Genomic DNA, 19,856 nt, shown 5'->3' with positions numbered 1-19,856 from the left:
TCTCCGTGGCCGGCCGGTGTCGTTGTTTGCCCCGGACCCGCCGACAAGTGTCGAAATCCGCGCCAGCTTTGGGCATGCTGCGACAGTGGGAGTCCACAGTGCGGGTGGAGGGGTGTCGTGGCGACCTTTCAGTGCTCCTCGTGCGGCCGGGAGATCAAGCCGGCCGTCCGCTGCCCGCACTGCGGGGCCGATCAGGCCCAGTGGGTCGAACACCTGGCTGACATCGAGCGCTCGATCGCGGAGATGAAGGCGCGCGACGCCGCCATCGCCCGCGAGCAGCGGCAGATCGCCGCCAAGATGCAGGCCGCGCTCTTCCAGCGGGACATCCTCGCGCACGCCGGTGAGGAACGAGTCAAGCAGGCCACCAGGCCGCGGCGGGTGCTGCGCCGCCGTCCCAGCCGCCGGCCGCCGACCGCCGCCACCGGCGCCCCGCCCCGGGTGCCCCGTCAGGGCACCCCACCCACCGGGGAGGACCCGCCACCGCTTCCGCCCCAGGCGTCCTGGCTCGACGCGGACGACCCCGAGCACCCCCCGGAGGCGTCCTCCCGCGAGGTGCAGAACATCCCGCTCGGGCTGGGCGCGCTGCTGCTCGGGGTGGCCGCGGTGGTCTTCGCCGCGGTGGCGACCAGCTCGATGGACGCGCTGGCCCGGCTCGGCATCCTGCTCCTCGCCACGGTGCTGATGCTGCTCGCCCCGCCGGCGCTGGCCCGACGCGGTCTCACCTCGACCGCCGAGACGATCTCCGCGGTCGGCCTGCTGCTGGTGCCGCTTGCCGGAAACGCCCTGTGGGCGGTGGACCGGATCGGCAACGGCGGCGCCTCCGGTGCGATCTTCGCTGGAGTGATCTTCGCGGTCACCGCCGCCGTCGCGTTCGGGTACGCCGGCTGGACGGGCCTGCGCACACCCCGGTTCGCCACCGTGCTCGCCGCGCAGCCGGTGCTGCCGCTGCTGGCGTACGACCGGATCACCGGGCCGGGCGGCTGGGCCGTGGTGCTCACCCTGGTCGCCCTCCTCGACCTCTGGCTGACCCGCTCCGGGGTGACGGTGGAGCGACCCGTCCGGCAGGACCTCCCGGACCCGGGCACGCCGCCAGCGCCCCGGCAACGCGACGCCGAGAGCCGGCCCGAGGGCGACCCGGAGGAGGCCGCCGAGCTGATCGATGCCGACCCGGTGGCCGCCGTCACCCGGCCGGTGCGCCCGGTGCCCGGTCTGCGCGAGCTGATCTGGCTGCTCCACGGGGTGGCGGTCGCCGTCGCCCTGGCGTACGCCGTCACCGCCCTGCTCCGGGCGGAGACCGTGCCGGCGGCGGCGGGCGCCGGGATGGCGCTGCTGCTGGCCGCCACGGTCGGGTTGGGCGGCGCGCTGGTGCTGCGCCGCCCACCGCTGCCCGACGTCGCGGCCGGCATCCTCACCCTGGCCGTGATCGGGACGCTCGGCCGGATCGCCTCGGTGGCGCTGCCCGGCCGGGCTCTGCTGCTGATCGCGGCGGTCATCACGGTGACCGGGCTGGCCGTGCGCGCGGTCCCCGAGGCCGCCCGGCGCGGCCCGCAGGTCGCCTCAGCGGTGGCGCTCACCGTCAGCGGGCTGGTGGTCGCCGGGGGCGCGCTGCGCGCCGGCGTGGCCCCGGTCCGGGCGTCGCTGCCCGCCTGGGGCGCCGACCTCGACCGGTACCCGGCCGAGCTGGCCGCCGCGGTCGGCCCGACCACCTGGCAGCTCGCAGCCGCCGCGTTCCTGCTCACCATCGCCGCGGTGCTGGCCCTGCCGCCGGACATCCGCCGCGAGTTCGCCGTCGCCGGTGCGGCGCTGACCGCGCTGGCCGTGCCGGCCTCGTTCGGTCTCGGCTGGGCGTCGGCACCCTGGCCGATGGTGCTCACCGCCGTCGGCATCGGGGTGATCGGAGTCTCCGCGCGGACCAGCCGGGCCGCGCTGGCGCACGCCGTCGGGGCCGCCGTGGTGGGCCTGTTCGGAGCGAGCGCCAGCCTGGCCGGGCCGACGCTCACCGCCGCGGTCCTGCTCACCCTCCTCGCGGCCGGCGCTCTGGTCGCGCTGGCGCCCCGGGTCCGGATCGCCTCGGCCGCCGCCGACACGGTGTCCGCCTGGGCCGCCGGGGGCGCCGCGTTCGCGCTGCCCGGGGCCGTCGCCGCGTTCGTGGCGGCCACCGTGCCCACCGACCCGACCCCCACCCCGGCCAGCCTGCGCGAGGTGACCGTCCCGGTGCTGGCCGCGAGTTTCCTCGCGGTCTGCGTGACCCTCGGCTACGCCGCCGTGGTGCAGGTGTCCCAGCGGCGCATCCCGGCGCCGCTGTCCGTCGGCACCGGGCTGGGCGCTCTGGTGGTCACCGCCGCCGCCTTCGGCGCGCCCGGGGCGACCGTCGCCGACGCGTGGGTCGGCGCCCTGCTGCTGGTCGCCGCTGTGCTGCTCTTCCTGGCACCGTCGATCGACGCCGGCCGGCGCTCCGACCTCACCCTGGACGGCTCGGACCTGGCCGCCGCAGCGGTCACCACCGCCCTTATCGCCACACTGGTCCGGATCGCCGCTGTGCTGACCCCGGGCGGGCAGTTGGCGGTCGCCGCCGGCCTGGTGCTGGTGGTCGCCGTCGGCGCCCGCGCCATGCCCGAGGAGTGGCGGCGCGGGCCCATCCTCGGCATCACCGTCGGCGGCCTGCTGATCGGCGTATTCGCCGGTTGGACGGCGCTGCGCGGTGGGCTCGGTGTGCTGGCGACCCCCGGCCCGATCTGGGACGGCGACCTGAGCGGCTGGCCGGCCGCGCCGACCGGTGGCGCCACCTGGCAGGCCCCGGTCGCGCTGGCCCTGCTGGCCGTCGCCGCCGGCATTCTGCTCCCGCCTCCATGGCGGTGGGACGTGTCCGGCGCCGCGGTGGTGCTGGCCACGATCGGCGCGCCCGCCGCGTTCGACCTGCCCTGGTGGACACCGGTCCTGGTCGGCGGAATGGTCGCCACGGTCTACGGGATGGCTGCGGTGGCGACGGAGGAGGCCCGGGCCGGCCTGTCCCGGGCCACCGTGGCCGGCGTGGTCGCGCTGCACGCCGCCGGCGCCGGCCTGGTCCGGCCGTGGACCACCGCGCTGGCGCTGGGCAGCATCGCGCTGATCGGCGTCGTGGTGGCCGCGCTGGCCCGCGTGCTGGCCGGCCCGCAGGTGACCGACATCGCGACCGAGGGGATGCCGCCGCACCTGGTGCAGATCGGCGGTGCGGCGGTCGGCGCGGCGCTGCTGGCCCTGCCCGGCGCGTTGGCGGCGCTGGCCGCCGAGTTCGAACACTCGGCACAGGTGGTGCTGACCGCCGCGCTGGCCGCGTCCAGCCTCGGCCTGGCCGCCGTGGCCGCGGTCCGCCGACACGTCCCGCAATACCTGCCCTGGGTCAGTGTGGCCGTGGTCGGCGGGGCCACCATCAGCGCGCTGGCGGCCATCCCCACCGGCCTCGCCTCGGGCGTCTACGCGGCCGCCGCGGCGCTGCTCGGCGTACTGGCCGAGCTGATCCGCGCGGCCACCGTGCCGCCGACCGGCTCGGCCCAGCCGGTCCGGCGCTGGGCGGTGCTACTCGACGGCGCGCTACGGCGGTTGCCGGACGACTCGGAGCGGCGGCGGTGGCGGGTCAGCCCGTCCGCCGGCGCGCTGGCCGCGGCGGCCCTGCCGACCGCCCTCGCGCTCGCCTCGATCACACCCGCCCTGGTCACCGCCCTGGTCGATCCGCACCGCACGCTGACCCGCATCTGGCAGGGTCCGCCACCGGAACTGCTCACCCCGCCGCCGGACGTCGTCGACCCGACCCACGTGCTGACCGCGCTGCTGCTCACCGCGACCGCGGCGCTGGCCGCCACCGGGTTCAGCGGCGGACGGCGGTCCCGGGCCGTGCCGGTGGTGCTGCCCGGCGCCGCCGTCACGCTGCTGATCGCCCCCATCGCGCTGGGCAACGGTTGGCCGGCGAGCGCCCTCGCCGCGCTCTCGGTCTTCACCATCGCGATGCTCGGCCTCGCACTGACCCCGCCTCCGCCGCTGGTCGAGCCGGCCCGCTCGCTGCGGCTGACCCGGGTGCTGGTCTTCGTCATCGGCCTGGCCGCCGGGGGCGCGGGGCTGGCCGGCAGCCTGGCCACCCGGGAGCTGACCCTGTTCACCCTCGGCGGCGCGGTCGGCGTGGGCGTGGTGGCGGCGCTGTACGGCACCACCCAACGGGCCCGCATTCTCGGCTGGCTCTTCGCCTCGCTGATGGCGCAGCTCTTCGTGCTCACCGCTGGCCTGGTCGCCGGGCTGGCCGCGGTCTGGTCCGCGTTCGGGGTCCTCGCGGTCGGAGCGGTCCTGCAGGTGTTCGCGGCGACCCTGCCCCGACTTCGCCGTCCGGAGGCCCAACGCGAGGCCGCGACCGTGGAATGGAGCGGATACGCGGCCGCGCTGATCGCGCTGGCCCTCGCCTTCGACTCGCCCCGGCACATCGCCGCCCTGCTGGCCGCCTGGGGCGCGGTCCTCGGGGTCGCGGCGACACGACCCGGTCGCCGGCCGGTGGAACGGCGGATCCTGTTCTGGGCGGTGGTGGCCTGCGAGATCACCGCCTGGTGGATCCTGATGCGTGTCGCCGACGTGGCGCTGCCCGAGGCGTACACGCTGCCCTTCGCCGCGCTGGCCCTGCTGGTCGGGGTGCTGGAGCTGCGCCAGCGGTCCGACATGAGCAGTTGGGTGGCGTACGGGCCGGCCCTGGTCGCCGCGTTCGTGCCCACCCTGGCGATCGTGCTGGCCACCGAGTCCAGCACGCTGCGACAGATGCTGCTGCTGCTCGGCGCGGTCGCGGTGCTGGTCTTCGGCTCGTCCAGCCGGCAGCAGGCCCCGGTGATCGTCGGCGCGTCGGTCACCGCGATCACCGCGATCCACGCGCTGTTCAGCCTCGGCCCGTGGCTGGCGCTGATCCCGGTGGGCATCCTGTTGCTGATCCTCGGCGCCAGCAACGAACGCCGCCGCCGCGCCCAGGAACGCCTACAAACCGCCCTACGCGGCATGAGATGAATCTGAGGGTCCCTGCGGCGTGAATGAGTGGGCACGCTGAGCGTGCCGGGTACGTACGTCGGCTGCGGTGAGCGGGGCGGGTGCGTGCGCGGGCGCCGCCCCCGCTGCGGGTCCGCCCGCTGCGGCCCTGGTTCGCCGAGCCGGCCGCCGGCCCGCGGAGGGATCAAGCCTGACCGCCCGGAGCGGGTGGGCTCCCCCCGAAACCCCCACGGCCCGAACCACCGGCCATGACCCCCGATGGCCGGGACGCGCCCCGGGTTAGCTCAGGGTGGCCTGGAGGGCGGCTTCCTTGGCGGCTACCAGGTTTTCCAGGTCCTGCTGGTAGGTCGTCATCTTGGCGCGCAGGTGCTCGTCGGCCGCGCCGAGGATCCGCACGGCCAGCAGGCCGGCGTTGCGGGCGTTGCCGATCGAGACGGTGGCCACCGGGATCCCGGCGGGCATCTGCACGATGGACAGCAGCGAGTCCATGCCGTCGAGGTGCTTCAACGGCACCGGAACGCCGATCACCGGCAGCGGGGTCACCGAAGCCACCATGCCGGGCAGCGCCGCGGCCCCACCGGCACCGGCGATGATCACCTTGAGGCCCCGGTCAGCGGCGTCGCGGCCGTACTCGATCATGGCAACCGGAGTCCGGTGCGCCGAGATCACGCGGACCTCGTACGGCACCCCGAAGTCGTCCAGCACCTCGGCGGCGGCCCGCATGGTCGGCCAGTCCGAGTCACTGCCCATGATCAGCCCAACCGTGCTCACTCCGGTACCCCCTCCGTTCGCGACCGCGGGCTCGCCGGCGCACGCTTCGCGGTCACTCGTGCCCCTCGCGCAGCCAGCGCGCGGCCCGGGCGGCCCGCGCCCGTACGTCGTCCAGGTCGTCACCGAGCACCGTGACGTGCCCGATCTTGCGGCCGGGCCGCACCTGCTTGCCGTAGAGGTGCACCTTCGCCCCCGGCTCGGCCGCGAAGAGGTGGTGCAGCCGCTCGTCGATCGACATCCCGCCCGGCTCGCCGCCGAGCACGTTCGCCATCACCACGACCGGCGCGGCCAGCGCCGTGTCACCCATCGGGTAGTCGAGCACCGCCCGCAGGTGCTGCTCGAACTGGGAGGTCCGGGCCCCCTCGATGGTCCAGTGCCCGGAGTTGTGCGGACGCATCGCCAGCTCGTTGACCACGATCGCCGGCCGGCCGGCCGCGTCGCGCACCTCGAAGAGTTCCACCGCGAGCAGGCCGACCACGCCGAGCGCGGTGGCCAGGTCGATGGCGAGCTGCTGGGCGGTGACCGCCAGCTCCTCGTCCAGACCGGGCGCCGGGGCCAGCACCTCCACGCAGATGCCGTCCCGCTGCACCGTCTCGACGACGGGGTACGCGGCCACCTGGCCGAACGGCGAGCGGGCCACCTGCACGGCCAGCTCCCGGCGCAGCGGCACCCGCTCCTCGACGATCAGCCGGGTGCCGCCGGCGAGCAGCGTCCGGGCCAGCTCGGTGGCCTGGGTGGCGTCGTCGACCAGCCAGACCCCCCGGCCGTCGTAGCCACCCTGGGCCGCCTTGAGCACCACCGGCCAGCCGACCTGCTCGCCGAAGCCGACCAGGTCGGCGGGGTCACCCACCGGCTGCCACGCCGGGTTGGGCGCGCCCAGCTCGGCCAGGCGTTCCCGCATGACCCGCTTGTCCTGGGCGTGCAACAGCGCGTCCGCCGGGGGGTGCAGTGTCACGCCCTCCGCCGCCAACGTGCGGATGTGCTCGGTGGGCACGTGCTCGTGGTCGAAGGTGACCACGTCGCAGCCCTTGGCGAAGGTGCGCAGTGCGGCCAGGTCGGTGTGGTCGCCGTACTGGACGTCGGCGGCGACCAGCGCCGCGCCGTCGTCGGGGGCGACCGCGAGTACGCGCAGTGACTGGCCGAGGGCGATCGCGGCCTGGTGGGTCATCCGGGCCAGCTGGCCGCCACCCACCATGCCGACAACAGGCAGACCGGTACAGGAATCCATAGCGCGGCCAGCCTATCCGGGCCGCCGGCGCGGCCACCCACAGGGCCGGCGCTCGCGCGGCTGGGTCCGTCCGGGAAGCGCCGACCACCACCGGGCCCTGGTCGCGGGCAACTACCGGGCGCTACGTCGGTCGCGGTGTGCTCAGCGGAGCTCGGCGACCAGCTCCTCGACCGACGTGACCGGGCGCTGGCAGACGAAGCCCCGGCAGACGTACGCGGCGGACCGCCCGTCGACCAGCGGGCGGTCGGCCAGCAGCGGCACCCCGGGCTGGTCCGGGCGCCCCGCGACCACCACCGCGCCGGGCGGGGCGTGCCGGTGGGCCGCCGCCACCAGCGGGTCGCCGGCCGGGTCGTCGGTCGCCACGGCGATCTCGTACGGCCCGGAGAGCAGCGCCTCGCCGACCGTGGCCGCGTACCCGGTGAACCGGGCGTGCTGCCCGACGATCGGCGCGACCGTGCCGAGCGCCACCTCGGCGGCCTCCCGGTAGCGGGGCTCACCGGTCAGCGCCGTGTACGCGACCAGCCCGGCGATCAGCGCCGACCGACCGGACGGGGTGGCATTGTCGGTCGGGTCCGCCGGGCGGGTGACGAGCCGCTCCGCGTCGTCGGCGGTGTCGTAGAAGGCGCCGCCGGGCGCGGCGAAGTGCTCCAGCGCGGTGTCCAGCAGCCCGCCGGCCAGGGTGAGCCAACGCCCCTCGCCGGTGAGCTGGTGCAGCGCGCAGAACGCCTCGGCCACGCAGCCGTAGTCCTCCAGTACGCCGGCCGGTTCACCGACCGCACCGCCCCGGGAGACCCGGCGCAACCGGCCATCGACCAGGTGCACGGTTGCCAGGTGCTCGGCGGCGTCGCGCATCGCGCCGTCGGCGACGATGACGACGCCCTCCATCAGGTTGACGTCCTCGTCCTTCGGCGACGCGTACAGCGCGACGACCTGCTGGAACTCGACGAGGGCGGTGATCGCCAGGCCGTTCCAGGCCGCCACCACCTTGTCGTCACGGGCCGGTTGTGGCCGGTTGTCGCGGGCCGTGAGCAGCCGCCCCACCACCTGCTGCCAGCGAGCCCGGATCTCCGGCGCGACGTCGTCAACGTCCCGGGCGAGCCGGAGCACGCTCGTGCCGTGTTCGAACGTGCCCTCAACCGTGACGGCGAAGAGATCGGCGGCCCAGCGGCCGTCCTCCTCGCCCAGCACCTCGACGAGTTGGGCCGGCGTCCAGGCGTAGGTGAGCCCCTCGACGCCCTCGGTGTCGGCGTCCAGCGCGGACGCGAAGCCCTCTCCCGGCCGGTGCAGTTCGTCGGCGAGGAAGCGGGCGGTGTCCCGGGCGACCCGGCGGGCCAGCGGGTCGCCGGTCAGCCGCCAGAGCTGGGTGTAGACCCGCAGCAGCAGCGCGTTGTCGTAGAGCATCTTCTCGAAGTGCGGCACCGTCCAGTGCGCGTCCACCGAGTACCGGGCGAAGCCTCCGGCGAGCTGGTCGTAGATGCCGCCCCGGGCCATCGCCTCGGCGGTGTGCCGGACGATCTCCAGGCTGCGCAGGTCGCCCGTCCGCTGGTGGTGACGCAACAGGAAGAGCAGGTTCATGTGCGGCGGGAACTTCGGGGCGCGCCCGAAGCCGCCGTTGGTCGCGTCGTACTCGCCGGCCAGGTTGGCGGCAGCGGCGTCGAGCAGCGGGGCGTCCAGCGGCGTGCTGGGCCCGCCCACGGCCTGGGCGCCGCCGATCGCCTCGACCACCGCGGCGCCCTGGCGCAGCACCTCCTCGCGCTGGTCCCGCCACGCGGTGGCGACGGACTGGAGCAACCGGACGAAGTTCTCCCGGGGGAAGTAGGTGCCGCAGAAGAACGGGGTGCCGTCCGGGGTGGCGAAGACGGTCATCGGCCAGCCGCCCTGACCGGTCATCGCCTGGGTGGCGGTCATGTAGACGGCGTCGACGTCCGGGCGTTCCTCACGGTCCACCTTGATCGACACGAAGTCGTCGTTCAGCAGGGCGCCGACGTGCTCGTTCTCGAACGACTCGTGCGCCATCACGTGGCACCAGTGGCAGGCGGCGTAGCCCACCGAGATCAGCACCGGCACGTCGCGCCGCTTCGCCTCGGCGAACGCCTCATCGCACCAGGGCCACCAGTCGACCGGGTTGTCGGCGTGCTGGAGCAGGTAGGGACTGGTGGCGCCGGCGAGTCGGTTCACCCGACGACCATAACCAGCCCCGGTCGGTCACGCCGGGCGGTCACCCGCCGAGCACCCCGGCCCGAGCCGGGCTGACGGTCAGGAGGCGCCGTCGGCGCGGAGCCGGAAGACGTTCGACTCCGCGGAGTCGCGCAGCGACCCGAGCACCGCATTGATCTTGTCGGCCGGCATCGGCTTGAAGAAGTGGTAGCCCTGCGCGGAGGTGCAGCCCAGCTCGGCCAGGGCCAGCCGCTGCTCGGCGGTCTCCACCCCCTCGGCCACCACCCGCAGCCCCAGCTCGTGGGCGAGACCCACGGTGGTCCGTACGATCGCCGCCGCCTCCGGCGAGTCCGCCATCCGGATCACGAAGGAGCGGTCCACCTTCAACTCGTCCACCGCGATCCGGGTGAGGAAGGTCAGCGAGGAGAAGCCGGTGCCGAAATCGTCCACCGCGAGCTGCACACCCATCGACCGGAGCGTGGCCAGCACCTCGTCGATGACCTCCAGCTCGCTCATCACCACCGTCTCGGTGATCTCCAGGACCAGCCGGTGCGGCGGCACCTGGTGCCGGCGCAGCGCGTCGGCGATCTCCGCCGGCAGCCGGGGGTCGAGCAGGCTACGCGCCGACAGGTTCACCGAGATCGGGACGTCGAGCCCCTCCTGGGCCCAGTCGGCGGCCACGCTGAGGGCCTTGTCCAGCACGTACCGGGTGAAGGTGCCGAGCTGCTCGCTGTTCTCCACGGGACGGATGAAGTCGGCCGGGCCCAGCCAGCCGCGCCGGGGATGCCGCCACCGGATCAGCGCCTCCACACCGGTCGGCGCGCCGGTGGTTAGGTCGACCGCCGGCTGCAGTGCCAGCACCAGTTGGTCGTCGACCTTCAGCGCCTCGCGCAGCTCGGCCAGCAGGGCCAGTTGGTCGGTGCTGGCCGCGTCCCGGGCACCGTCGTACGCGGCCACACTGCCGCCGCCCTCCTTCGCCTGGTACATCGCGATGTCGGCCCGGCGCAGCAGCTCCGTCAGGTCGGCGGTGCCGGCGTCGGCCACGACCACCCCGACGGAGACCTCGATCGACATCCGTACCCCGGCCACCTCGGTGGGCGCGGCCAGCCGTTCGGCGATCTCCCGGGCCTGGCGTAGCGCGTGCGCCATCGGTGCGGCCCGGTCGCCGAGCACCGGCACCGAGGTGAGCAGCAGAGCGAACTCGTCGCCGCCGAGCCGGCCGAGCAGGTCACCGGGGCGGGCCAACGCGCTGAGCCGGTTCGCCGTCAGCCGCAGCAGTTGGTCGCCCGCGGCGTGCCCCAGCGTGTCGTTGACCTCCTTGAACTGGTTGATGTCCAGCAGCAGCAGCGCCACCGGGTGGTCGTGCGCGAGCTGCCGCAGCGCCTGATCACCCTTGCCGAGCATGGCGGCCCGGTTGGCCAGCCCGGTGAGCGGGTCGTGCACCGCCTCGTACGACGACCGGGCGGTGACCAGCCGCAGTTCGCGGTGGGTCGCGGCGTCGTGCAGCGCGGCGGCGAGCGCGTCGCCGAACGCGGCCACCGCGTCGTGTTCCCGGGCGGTGGGCGGAGCGGACCGGGGGAACCGGACCCGCAGCCGACCGACCGGCGCGGCACCCACCGACAGCGGACGGATCAGCTCGTCCTCGCCGGGTTCCGACCGGTCCGGCGGGCCCACCTCACGGTCGACCAACTGGCCGCCGGCGTCGCCCCGGTAGCGGCGCCACCGGCCGTCGGCCCGGGCCACGTCCACATCGACCAGCTCAGCGCTGAACAGCGCCAGCGCGCCGGTCACCGCAGCGCTGGCCACGCCCCGCTCGTCGAGCTGGTTGAGGGCCGCGGTGGCCTCGGCGAAGGCCCGCCACGTCCGGCGTTCCTGGTCGGCGCGCAGCCGGTAACGGTAGGTCTGCTGGAGCAGCCAGAGCAGCGGTGGGAGCAGCAGCAACCAGCGCGGGTCGAGCTCCAGCAGCGCGATCACCACCAGGCCGACCGCCACGTTGCCGACGAACATCAGCAACTTGCCGCGCAGAGCGGCGAGCAGCGGTGGCCCGATCGGCAGCCCGTGCCGCAGGCCCAGCGTCACCCCACCGAGCCAGGCGGTCACCAGGAGGTACGTCACCGAGCCCGCGATCACGGCCAGCGCCAGCATCGGGGTGGGCGCGGCGAGCAGCGGGTGGCCCAGCGCGGTGGCCACGGACACGGCCAGTGCCGACGCGGCGGCCAGCGACGCGGCGATCCGGACGATCTCCAGTGCCGGACGGCGGTCGTTGTGCAGTGAGTGCGCCGTCCAGGCCAGCCCGGCGCCGAGCAGGGTGGCCGCCGGCAGCCAGCCGGCCGGCGCCAGGTAGAGGCAGACGATCAGGGCCGCCTCGCCCCAGGTGATGCTGACCATGCCGGCGGCCGAGCGGAACCGCAGCCGCGCGAACTGGGCGACGGCGAAGACGGCGACGGCGATGCCGAAGCGGGCCGGACCGCCGAGCGGATCGTCGGCCGGCAGCCGGTGCGGAAGGGTCAACCCGACCGCGGCGGCGACCAGGGCGGTCAGCGTCACGGCCGCGGTGAGCACGAGCAGCCGGGCAGGCGTGCCGCGCACCCCGAGCCGGTCGAACGGGTCGCCGGCCGGGCCGGAGGTCATCGACCTCCCCCGTCAGCCGACGGACCGACGGCGGTACGGCGGGCGGCCGGTGCTGTGACTGTCATCGGCGCCCCCTCCCGCACACAGCTCAAGGACTTTTGGTCCCCCCGGCGGAAGGCTAAGCCAAACCGGGTGGTCGCAACAGGGGGCGACCACCCGGTTCGGCGTGAATCATGCGCGGACTACCCGTTCCGGTGCTGCTGGTGCCCGTTGGGAGCGGGCGTGGAGGAATCACGCGCTCCGGTCCCGTCTGTCGGATCGGCGACTGTCGCTTCGGCCCTGGTCGGGTCGGTCGGCGGCGTCTGCTGCGGAAACCGGTCGGGCAGCCGGCGCAGCCGGGCGTTCATGTTGCGGATCAGCAGGATGGTCGCGGTGGCCAACAGCAGGATGAGGAACAGGCCCATCGGGCCGGCCAGGCCACCCGTGCGGGTGTCCCCGAAGTTGTTCTCCGCGAGCACCTGGGTAGCGGTCAGCATGGCGTTCCTCCGATGTGCGGTTACTTACCAGGGTAGCCCCGCGCGGAATCAGCGCGCGTGCGCCGTCTCCCGCACACCCGCGAACAGGTCGGACTCGGGCATCGGGCTGTCCACCACCGACCGGGCTAGCTCGTAGTCCTCCGTCGGCCAGGCGCGCTGCTGGAGCTCCATCGGCACGTGGAACCAGAAGCCGTCCGGGTCGACCTGGGTGGCGTGGGCGCGTAGCGCGTCGTCGCGGACCGAGAAGTATTCGGCGCACTCCACCCGGGTCGTGATCCGGGGGCCCTTGTCCGGCCGCTCCTCCCAGCGCTTGAGCCACTCCTCGTACGGCGACTCCTTGCCGGCGGCGAGCATGCCCTCGTGCAACGCCATGATCTTGGCCTTGGAGAAGCCGATGTCGTAGTAGAGCTTCAGGGGCTGCCACGGGGCGCCCAGCTCCGGGTAGCGCTCCGGGTCGCCGGCCGCCTCGAAGGCGGCCACGCTCACCTTGTGGCACATGATGTGGTCGGGGTGCGGGTAGCCGCCCTCCTCGTCGTACGTGGTGACCACGTGCGGGCGGAACTCGCGCATCAGCCGCACCAGCGGACCGGCGGCCACCTCGACGTCCTGGAGGGCGAAGCAACCCTCGGGCAGCGGTGGCAGTGGATCGCCCTCGGGCAGCCCGGAGTCGACGAAGCCGAGCCACGCCTGGTCGACGCCGAGGATCGCCCGGGCGGCGTCCATCTCGGCGCGGCGGATCTCGCCGATGTTGGCCCAGACATCGGGGCGGTCGAGCTTGGGGTTGAGCACGCTGCCGCGCTCCCCGCCGGTGCACGTCACGACCAGGACATCCACGCCCTCGGCGACGTACTTCGCCATGGTCGCCGCACCCTTGCTCGACTCGTCGTCCGGGTGCGCGTGGACGGCCATGAGACGCAGCTGTTCTGCCAACTTCGGCACTCCTCGTCTGTGCCGGCCGGTGGACCCGACCGGGCTCGACCGGCTGACCTGCCGGAATCCTCCACACCCGGTCGGCGGTCGACACCATGGGGGCCGACCTGCCATTCCTGCCGCTGAGCCGGGCTGGGAGGATGGACTCTGTCATTCTTGCTGATGCCGCCGACAACAACGCCAGGAGATACCCGCCGGTGACCGAGACGCACGCCACAATTTCATCGGGCGCGCCGGCTTTCCCGGCCGGCCGCTACGGCCGTCGTCGGGCGACCGGCGGTGGGCGCCGCCGCACGCTGCTGGCCGCGCTGGCGCTGCTGGTGCTGGTGGGAGCCCTGAGCCTGATCTCGGTCCGGCTCTACCGGCAGTACGGCGATCCCGTCTACGACGCCCAGGTGATCACCTACACCGACATCACGGACAACCAGGTGCTGGTCGACTTCCGGGTGACCGTGCCATCGGGCGGATCGGCGGTCTGCGCGCTGCGCGCCCGGGACCGCGCCGGCGCCGAGGTGGCCCGCGAGGAGGTCACGGTGACCGCCGAGCCCGGTGACCGGCACGTGACCGCCCGGCACCGACTGACCACCACCGCGCGGCCGTTCATCGGCGAGGTGCTGCGCTGCCGGGCTCCGGCCTGAGCTGCCAGGACGGCACCGCGGCCGGCCGCCGTGACGGGCCTGAACGGGCACCTACCCCCGGCGTCGGATACGGACACCAGCGGTGATCGTCGACACCCTGTGTCGTACCGCACTGGTAACTTGGTAGTTCACCTGTCAGCCAGCCACGCACAACTGAGGAGAACGCCTGTGTCCACTGGCAACGAGGCGCCCGCCACCTGGCTGTCCCAGGACGCGTACGACCGCCTCCAGGCCGAGCTCGACGAGCACATCGCCAACCGTCCGGCGATCGCCGCGGAGATCAACGCCCGGCGCGAGGAGGGCGACCTGCGGGAGAACGGCGGCTACCACGCCGCCCGCGAGGAGCAGGGCAAGGCCGAGGGCCGGATCCGCTACCTGCAGGAGCTGCTGCGCACCGCCAAGGTCGGCGAGGCGCCGACGACGGACGCGGTGTCCCCCGGCATGGTGGTGACGATCTACTTCGACGACGACACCGAGGACACCGAGACCTTCCTGCTCGGCTCCCGGGAGATCGCGGCCACCACCGACCTGACCGTCTACAGCCCCGAGTCGGCGCTCGGCAAGGCGATCCTGGGCGGTCGGCCCGGGCAGACCTGCACCTACACGGCGCCGAGCGGCGCCGACATCAAGGTGACCGTGGTCAGTTTCGAGCCGTTCTCCGGCTGATCGCCACCGGCCCCACCATGCGCTGCGGCGTACCGCCGCCGGGGCGTGGCACCCGCGGGTGTCACGCCTCGCCGGCGAAGACCACCTGGTAACCGCTGGCTCGCAGCGCGCTGATCAGGGTGTCCGAGTGCTCCACGCCCCGCGTCTCCACCGACAGCGCCACCTCCACCTCGCCGAGGCCGAGGTGCGGGTTGGCCCGCTGGTGCTCCACGTCCACCACGTTGGCCCGGTGCTCGGCGATCTGGCTGAGCAGCGAGGCCAACTGCCCGGGCCGGTCCGAGCAGCGCACCGTCACCCGCAGGTAGCGACCCGCGGCGGCCAGACCGTGCTCGATCACCCGCAGCATCAGCAGCGGGTCGATGTTGCCGCCGGAGAGCACCGCCACCACCGGGGCCTCCACCTGCACCACACCGGCCAGCAGCGCGGCCACGCCGACCGCGCCGGCCGGCTCGACCACCTGCTTGCCCCGCTCCAGCAGCATCAGCAGAGCCCGGGAGATGTCCTCCTCGGAGACCGTGACGATCTCGTCGACAAGCTTGCGGACGTGGCTGAAGGTGAGCTCCCCCGGCCGGCCGACAGCGATGCCGTCCGCGATGGTGGAGAAGGCCGGCAACCGGACCGGTTCCCCGGCCACCAGTGAGGGCGGGAAGGCCGCTGCGCCGGCCGCCTGCACACCGATGATGCGGACGTCGGGTCGCAGCGCCTTGGCGGCCACCGCCATGCCCGAGATCAGGCCGCCGCCGCCCACCCCGGTGATGATGGTCCGCACATCCGGGCACTGTTCGAGGATCTCCAGCGCCACCGTGCCCTGGCCGGCGATCACGTCCGGGTGGTCGAACGGGTGGATCAGCACCGCACCGATGCGCTCGGCGTACGTGTGCGCGGCGACCAGCGCCTCGTCGACCGTGTTGCCGGCCAACTCGACCTGCGCGCCGTACCCCTTGGTGGCCGCCACCTTCGGCAACGGCGCGTTGACCGGCATGAAGACCGTCGCGTGAGTGCCGACCAGCCCGGCGGCCAGCGCCACGCCCTGCGCATGGTTGCCCGCGCTCGCCGCGACCACACCGCGTTCCCGCTCCGCCGCCGACAGCCGGGAGATCCGCACGTACGCGCCGCGCACCTTGTACGAACCGGCGCGCTGCAAGTTCTCGCACTTCAGCCACGTCGGCCCGCCCAGCGCCGCGCTCAGCGGCCGGGAGGGCTCCAGCGGGGTGGTCCGGGTGACGCCGGCGAGCAGTTCCCGCGCGGCCCGCACGTCGTCGAGACCGACCAGTTCCGTCATGCCCCGATCGTGCCACCCGCCCCCGGCGCCTCCTGCGGCGACACCGGGGTCGCCGGGGGCAGAACGGCCGGCACGGGTCCGCCCGGCGCCGGCGCCCCGAGAGTCGGGGACATCGGCCAGCCCTGGGCGGTCGTCGGCCAGGCCGGCATTCCCCGGGCGATCCGCGCCTCCTGCATGGTGGAGATCCGCCGGACCAGCACGATCAGCGCCACGGCGGCGACCACGCAGGCCACCGCGGGCACGGCGTGGCGGAGCAGAGAGTCCGGATAGTAGTCGAGGTACGCCTGGTAGTCGGCGTCGGTGGAAGGGGTCTCCGGCAGCCTGTCGTACGCCTGGCTGTCGCGGCGACTGACAAACCGCTCGCCGACGCTGAACACCAACCAGGCGGCCCACCAGACGTACACCAGGTCCGGCGTGAACCGCCGCCAAAGGCTGTCCCGGGCCACGTTGGCCACCACCCGGGCCGGCATCACGAAGTTCGCGAACGGCACCAGCCAGCCGGCGATCGCCCAGCCGGCCCCGAGCGTCGGCAGCGCACCCGGGAACGCCTCGATGTTCTTCCGCGCCCGCCACGTCCAGATGATCACCAGTACGGCGGCGGTGAGGTACGCGGCCACCATGGGCAGCGCCAACAGCGCCTCGACGACCACCGCGGCGAGCAGCAGATCCGGGTCACCGTCGGCCCGGGCCTGCCGGGCCATCGCCAGCCCCACCAGCGAAGCGAGTGCCGCCACTAGGTACAGCACAGCGGTAGCGCCGACCGCGATGCCGGCAGCCAGGCCGATGCCGCGTACGGAGTAGGTCGGCAGCCCCGGAGTGACGGCGGGCTGGCCGAGCGGAGTGTGGCAACGCTGGCATTCGTTGTGTTCGGGGGGCGTGGCGTCCCCGCAGGTCTGGCAGCGCATTGATGTCCCCCGGTCCGCGCGACGATGCGCGCACACCGTAGACGATCATGCGGTGGCCGGCGACCCCGTTCCGACCCGGGGATAGCCGGGGGCGTGGCGCGACCACGGCGCGGCCATCTCGAACTGACCGGCCACGCCGAGCAGCAGCAGCTCCGAGCCGGGCGGACCGACCAGCTGCACGGCGACGGGCAGCCCGTCCGGGCGGCGACCCACCGGCACCACGATCGCCGGCAGACCGGCGATGTTCCACGGTGCCGCGTACGGGGCGTACCTGATGTTGGCCGTCATGTTCGCCCGCCAGGACCGGTCGGACCAGCGTGCGGCCTCCGGCGGCGCGCTGGCCAGCGCCGGGGTGAGCAGCAGGTCGACGGAGTGGTCGGTGAAGAAGTCGATCGACCGCTGCCGCCAGGCGGCCCGGTCGGCCTCCCGGACGTAGCCGCGACGCTGCGCCCACTCCCCCAGCCCGACGTGGCGCCGGGTACGCCGTTGCAGGTCGCGCCGGTCCAGCCCGGCGGCCCGGACGTCGGCGGCCGCGGCGGCGAACCAGGTGGCGATGCCCTGCAGGCCGAGCGCGGTGGGATAGACCGGATCGGCCGGCACGGTGTCGTGCCCGGCGGCCGCCAGCAGCCGGCCGGCGGCGGCGACCGCGTCGCGGTTGGGTGCGTCCGGCGAGACACCGCGCACCGGGGAGCGCAGCGAGACGCCCACCCGCAGCCGCTGCGGCGGGACGAGCTTCTCCGGCCGCCGACCGGCGAGCACCGAGAAGCCAACCGCCGCGTCGGCCACCGTGCTGGTCAACATGCCGTGCTCGGTGAGGCCGAACCAGTCGTCCGCGCCGAGCTGGCACGGGACCACGCCCCGGCCGGGCTTGAGCCCGACCAGGCCACAGCACGCCGCCGGGATCCGGATTGAACCGAGGCCGTCGTTGCCGTGCGCGATCGGCACCAGCCCGGCGGCCACCGCGGCGGCGGCGCCGCCGGACGAGCCGCCGGGGGTACGCCCGCTGTCCCACGGATTGCGCGTCACCGCGCTGTTGTCGTCGGTGAGCGCCCACAGCCCCAGCTCGGGCATCCGGGTCACGCCGAGGATCACCGCGCCGGCGCCGCGCAGGCGGCGCACCACCTCGTGGTCGGCCTCCGCCACGTCGGTACGCACCGCGGCAGAGCCGTTCCAGGTGGGCAGGCCGGCGACCGGAGTGTTCTCCTTGACCGCCACCGGCACCCCGGCCAGCGGCAGGTTGGCCAGGTCCTCCTGCTCGTCGACCTTCTCCGCCTCGGTGATCGCCTCACCGCCGCGCACGGCGCGGAACGCGGCCAGCTCGCCGTCGGCCCGCGCGATGTACTCGAGGTGGTCGGCGACGACCTGGGTGGCCGAGACGTCGCCCCTGCGTACGCCCCGGGCGATCTGCTTGGCGGTCGCCCCGACCCAGGTCGCCATGATGTCCTGCACGGCCATCCTTCCCCAGCGGTCAGCCCAGTGCCTGCTCCAGATCGGCGAGCAGGTCGTCGACCGTCTCGATGCCGACAGACAGTCGCACGAGATCGCCGGGAACTTCAAGCGGCGAGCCGGCAGCACTTGCGTGTGTCATCCGGCCCGGGTGCTCGATCAGGGATTCCACCCCGCCCAGCGACTCGGCGAGCACGAAGAGCTTGGCCCGATTGCAGATCTCCACCGCGTGGTCCTCGCCGCCGGCGGCCCGGAAGGAGATCATGCCGCCGAACCGGCGCATCTGCTTGGCGGCCACCTCGTGACCGGGGTGGGAGGGCAGCCCGGGGTAGATCACCTGGGCCACCTTGGCGTGCCCGTCGAGGTACCCGGCGAGCCGCTCGGCGTTGTCGCAGTGCCGGTCCATCCGTACCCCGAGGGTCTTGATGCCGCGCAGGGTGAGCCAGGCGTCGAACGGCCCGTTGATCGCGCCCATCGCGTTCTGGTGGTAGCGCAGCTCCTCTCCGAGCGCGGCGTCGGCGACGACGAGCGCGCCACCGACCACGTCGGAGTGGCCACCGATGTACTTGGTGGTGGAGTGCACCACGACGTCCGCGCCGTGCGCGATCGGCTGCTGCAGGTACGGCGAGGCGAAGGTGTTGTCGACCACCAGCAGCGCGCCCGCGTCGTGCGCCACGCCGGCCAGGGCGGCGATGTCGGCGATGCCGAGCAGTGGGTTGGTCGGCGTCTCCACCCAGACGATCTTCGTACGGCCCGGCTGCACGGCGGCCCGGACCGCGGCCGCGTCGGACACCTTGGCCGGGGTGAACTCCAGGCCCCACCGCTGGGAGACACGGGCGAAGAGCCGATACGTGCCGCCGTACGCGTCGTCCGGGATGACCACGTGGTCGCCCGGCTGGCAGAGGGCCCGCAGCAGGGTGTCCTCGGCGGCCAGGCCGCTGGCGAAGGCGAGCCCCACCGGCCCGCCCTCGAGCGCGGCCAGGCACTCCTGGAGGGCGTCGCGGGTCGGGTTGCCGGAGCGGCTGTACTCGTAGCCGAGCCGGGGCGCGCCGACGGCGTCCTGCGCGTACGTGCTGGTCTGGTAGATCGGTGGAATCACCGCGCCGGTGCGGGCCTCAGGGTCCTGACCGGCGTGAATGGCGAGCGTCTCGAAGCCGTGGTTCATGCTGGTGAGGCTAGTGCCCCGCCCGGCGCTTCGGGGCGGGGCCGGGCAGTCGGCATTAGCCTGGGCCGATGAGCGGGTGCGTGTTCTGCGGAATCGTGGCCGGCGAGGTGCCCGCGTTCCGGGTGACCGACGAGTCGGACGGGGTGGCGTTCCTGGACACCCGCCCGGTCTTCGCGGGGCACGTGCTGGTGGTGCCCCGGGTCCACCTGGTGACCCTGGCCGAGCTGCCGGCCGAGCTGCTGCCGGGCTACTTCGCCCTGGTCCAGCGGCTGGCGGTGGCGGTGGAGACCGGCCTGGGGGCCGGTGGGACGTTCGTGGCGATCAACAACAAGGTGTCCCAATCGGTGCCGCACCTGCACACCCACGTGGTTCCTCGGACCAAGGGGGACGGGCTGCGCGGCTTCTTCTGGCCGCGTACCCGCTACCCCGCCGATCAGGACGCCCGAGACATCGCGGCCCGGGTGGCCGACGCCCTGCCACGCCCGTCCCGGCCGCCGGGCTGACTCCAGCCTGGGCGGGTAAGGAACCTGGGCCCACCGGGTTGCATGCGGCAGAGGTACGAGAGGAGT

General features: G+C 74.1%; 14 protein-coding genes. 4 read left to right on the top strand and 10 right to left on the bottom strand.

Annotation, left to right across the window (positions count from 1 at the left end):
* Window positions 1-117: 117 nt before the first annotated feature.
* Complete coding sequence (locus ACWD6N_RS01025) at window positions 118-5,013, top strand: SCO7613 C-terminal domain-containing membrane protein (RefSeq protein WP_450004315.1); 4,896 nt, start codon at window positions 118-120, stop codon at window positions 5,011-5,013.
* Window positions 5,014-5,271: 258 nt separating this feature from the next.
* Here ACWD6N_RS01025 and purE read toward each other — a convergent pair whose 3' ends face one another.
* The 6 genes from purE to mca all read right to left on the bottom strand — a co-directional run bounded on the left by purE (window position 5,272) and on the right by mca (window position 13,185).
* Window positions 5,272-5,763, bottom strand: a complete 492-nt coding sequence (purE, locus tag ACWD6N_RS01020; protein WP_354962739.1) for a 5-(carboxyamino)imidazole ribonucleotide mutase — start codon at window positions 5,761-5,763, stop codon at window positions 5,272-5,274.
* 52 nt (window positions 5,764-5,815) lie between these two features.
* Entirely contained in the window at window positions 5,816-6,991 is a 1,176-nt protein-coding gene (locus ACWD6N_RS01015; RefSeq protein ID WP_450004314.1) for a 5-(carboxyamino)imidazole ribonucleotide synthase, read from the bottom strand.
* Window positions 6,992-7,132: 141 nt separating this feature from the next.
* Window positions 7,133-9,169 carry a thioredoxin domain-containing protein gene (locus ACWD6N_RS01010; protein WP_450004313.1) on the bottom strand — a complete coding sequence of 679 codons (2,037 nt, stop codon included), beginning with the start codon at window positions 9,167-9,169 and terminating at the stop codon, window positions 7,133-7,135.
* A 78-nt stretch (window positions 9,170-9,247) separates the two neighbouring features.
* Window positions 9,248-11,779, bottom strand: a complete 2,532-nt coding sequence (locus tag ACWD6N_RS01005) for a putative bifunctional diguanylate cyclase/phosphodiesterase (RefSeq protein WP_450004312.1) — start codon at window positions 11,777-11,779, stop codon at window positions 9,248-9,250.
* Between the two features lie 182 nt (window positions 11,780-11,961).
* The gene (locus tag ACWD6N_RS01000) at window positions 11,962-12,255 is read right to left on the bottom strand and encodes a hypothetical protein (protein WP_354962735.1); all 294 of its coding nucleotides are present in this window, start codon (window positions 12,253-12,255) and stop codon (window positions 11,962-11,964) included.
* A gap of 48 nt (window positions 12,256-12,303) precedes the next feature.
* On the bottom strand, window positions 12,304-13,185 hold the full coding sequence (mca, locus tag ACWD6N_RS00995) for a mycothiol conjugate amidase Mca (RefSeq protein WP_354962734.1): 882 nt from the start codon (window positions 13,183-13,185) through the stop codon (window positions 12,304-12,306).
* 197 nt (window positions 13,186-13,382) lie between these two features.
* Between mca and ACWD6N_RS00990 the strand changes: the two genes are divergently transcribed.
* Both ACWD6N_RS00990 and greA read left to right on the top strand, forming a co-directional pair.
* Complete coding sequence (locus tag ACWD6N_RS00990; protein ID WP_354962733.1) at window positions 13,383-13,823, top strand: DUF4307 domain-containing protein; 441 nt, start codon at window positions 13,383-13,385, stop codon at window positions 13,821-13,823.
* Window positions 13,824-13,991: 168 nt separating this feature from the next.
* Entirely contained in the window at window positions 13,992-14,489 is a 498-nt protein-coding gene (greA, locus tag ACWD6N_RS00985; protein ID WP_089017664.1) for a transcription elongation factor GreA, read from the top strand.
* 61 nt (window positions 14,490-14,550) lie between these two features.
* On the opposite strand, the gene ilvA is transcribed toward greA, so the two are convergent.
* Genes ilvA through ACWD6N_RS00965 form a run of 4 tightly spaced genes read right to left on the bottom strand, consistent with a single transcriptional unit; the run spans window position 14,551 to window position 19,287 of the window.
* Complete coding sequence (gene ilvA, locus ACWD6N_RS00980; protein ID WP_450004311.1) at window positions 14,551-15,771, bottom strand: threonine ammonia-lyase; 1,221 nt, start codon at window positions 15,769-15,771, stop codon at window positions 14,551-14,553.
* On the bottom strand, window positions 15,768-16,676 hold the full coding sequence (locus ACWD6N_RS00975) for a DUF4328 domain-containing protein (RefSeq protein ID WP_450004310.1): 909 nt from the start codon (window positions 16,674-16,676) through the stop codon (window positions 15,768-15,770). Before ACWD6N_RS00975 ends, ilvA begins: the two co-directional genes overlap by 4 nt.
* A gap of 45 nt (window positions 16,677-16,721) precedes the next feature.
* Window positions 16,722-18,131, bottom strand: a complete 1,410-nt coding sequence (locus tag ACWD6N_RS00970) for an amidase (RefSeq protein WP_354962730.1) — start codon at window positions 18,129-18,131, stop codon at window positions 16,722-16,724.
* Between the two features lie 13 nt (window positions 18,132-18,144).
* Complete coding sequence (locus ACWD6N_RS00965) at window positions 18,145-19,287, bottom strand: cystathionine gamma-synthase (RefSeq protein ID WP_354962729.1); 1,143 nt, start codon at window positions 19,285-19,287, stop codon at window positions 18,145-18,147.
* Between the two features lie 68 nt (window positions 19,288-19,355).
* Here ACWD6N_RS00965 and ACWD6N_RS00960 point away from each other — a divergent pair, with 68 nt between their 5' ends.
* A complete protein-coding gene (locus ACWD6N_RS00960; RefSeq protein WP_450004309.1) occupies window positions 19,356-19,790 on the top strand; it encodes an HIT family protein in 435 nt (144 codons plus the stop codon).
* Window positions 19,791-19,856: the final 66 nt, after the last annotated feature.

Source organism: Micromonospora sp. NPDC005163 (assembly GCF_053599835.1).
This window is presented reverse-complemented; position numbering and strand designations above follow the sequence as displayed.

Coding starts and splice junctions, on each gene's coding strand:
- ACWD6N_RS00960 (WP_450004309.1), top strand. CDS start 19,356: ATGAGCGGGTGCGTGTTCTGCGGAATCGTGGCCGGCGAGGTGCCCGCG.
- ACWD6N_RS01015 (WP_450004314.1), bottom strand. CDS start 6,991: ATGGATTCCTGTACCGGTCTGCCTGTTGTCGGCATGGTGGGTGGCGGC.
- ACWD6N_RS01000 (WP_354962735.1), bottom strand. CDS start 12,255: ATGCTGACCGCTACCCAGGTGCTCGCGGAGAACAACTTCGGGGACACC.
- ACWD6N_RS00965 (WP_354962729.1), bottom strand. CDS start 19,287: ATGAACCACGGCTTCGAGACGCTCGCCATTCACGCCGGTCAGGACCCT.
- ACWD6N_RS00975 (WP_450004310.1), bottom strand. CDS start 16,676: ATGCGCTGCCAGACCTGCGGGGACGCCACGCCCCCCGAACACAACGAA.
- ACWD6N_RS01005 (WP_450004312.1), bottom strand. CDS start 11,779: ATGACCTCCGGCCCGGCCGGCGACCCGTTCGACCGGCTCGGGGTGCGC.
- ACWD6N_RS00970 (WP_354962730.1), bottom strand. CDS start 18,131: ATGGCCGTGCAGGACATCATGGCGACCTGGGTCGGGGCGACCGCCAAG.
- ilvA (WP_450004311.1), bottom strand. CDS start 15,771: ATGACGGAACTGGTCGGTCTCGACGACGTGCGGGCCGCGCGGGAACTG.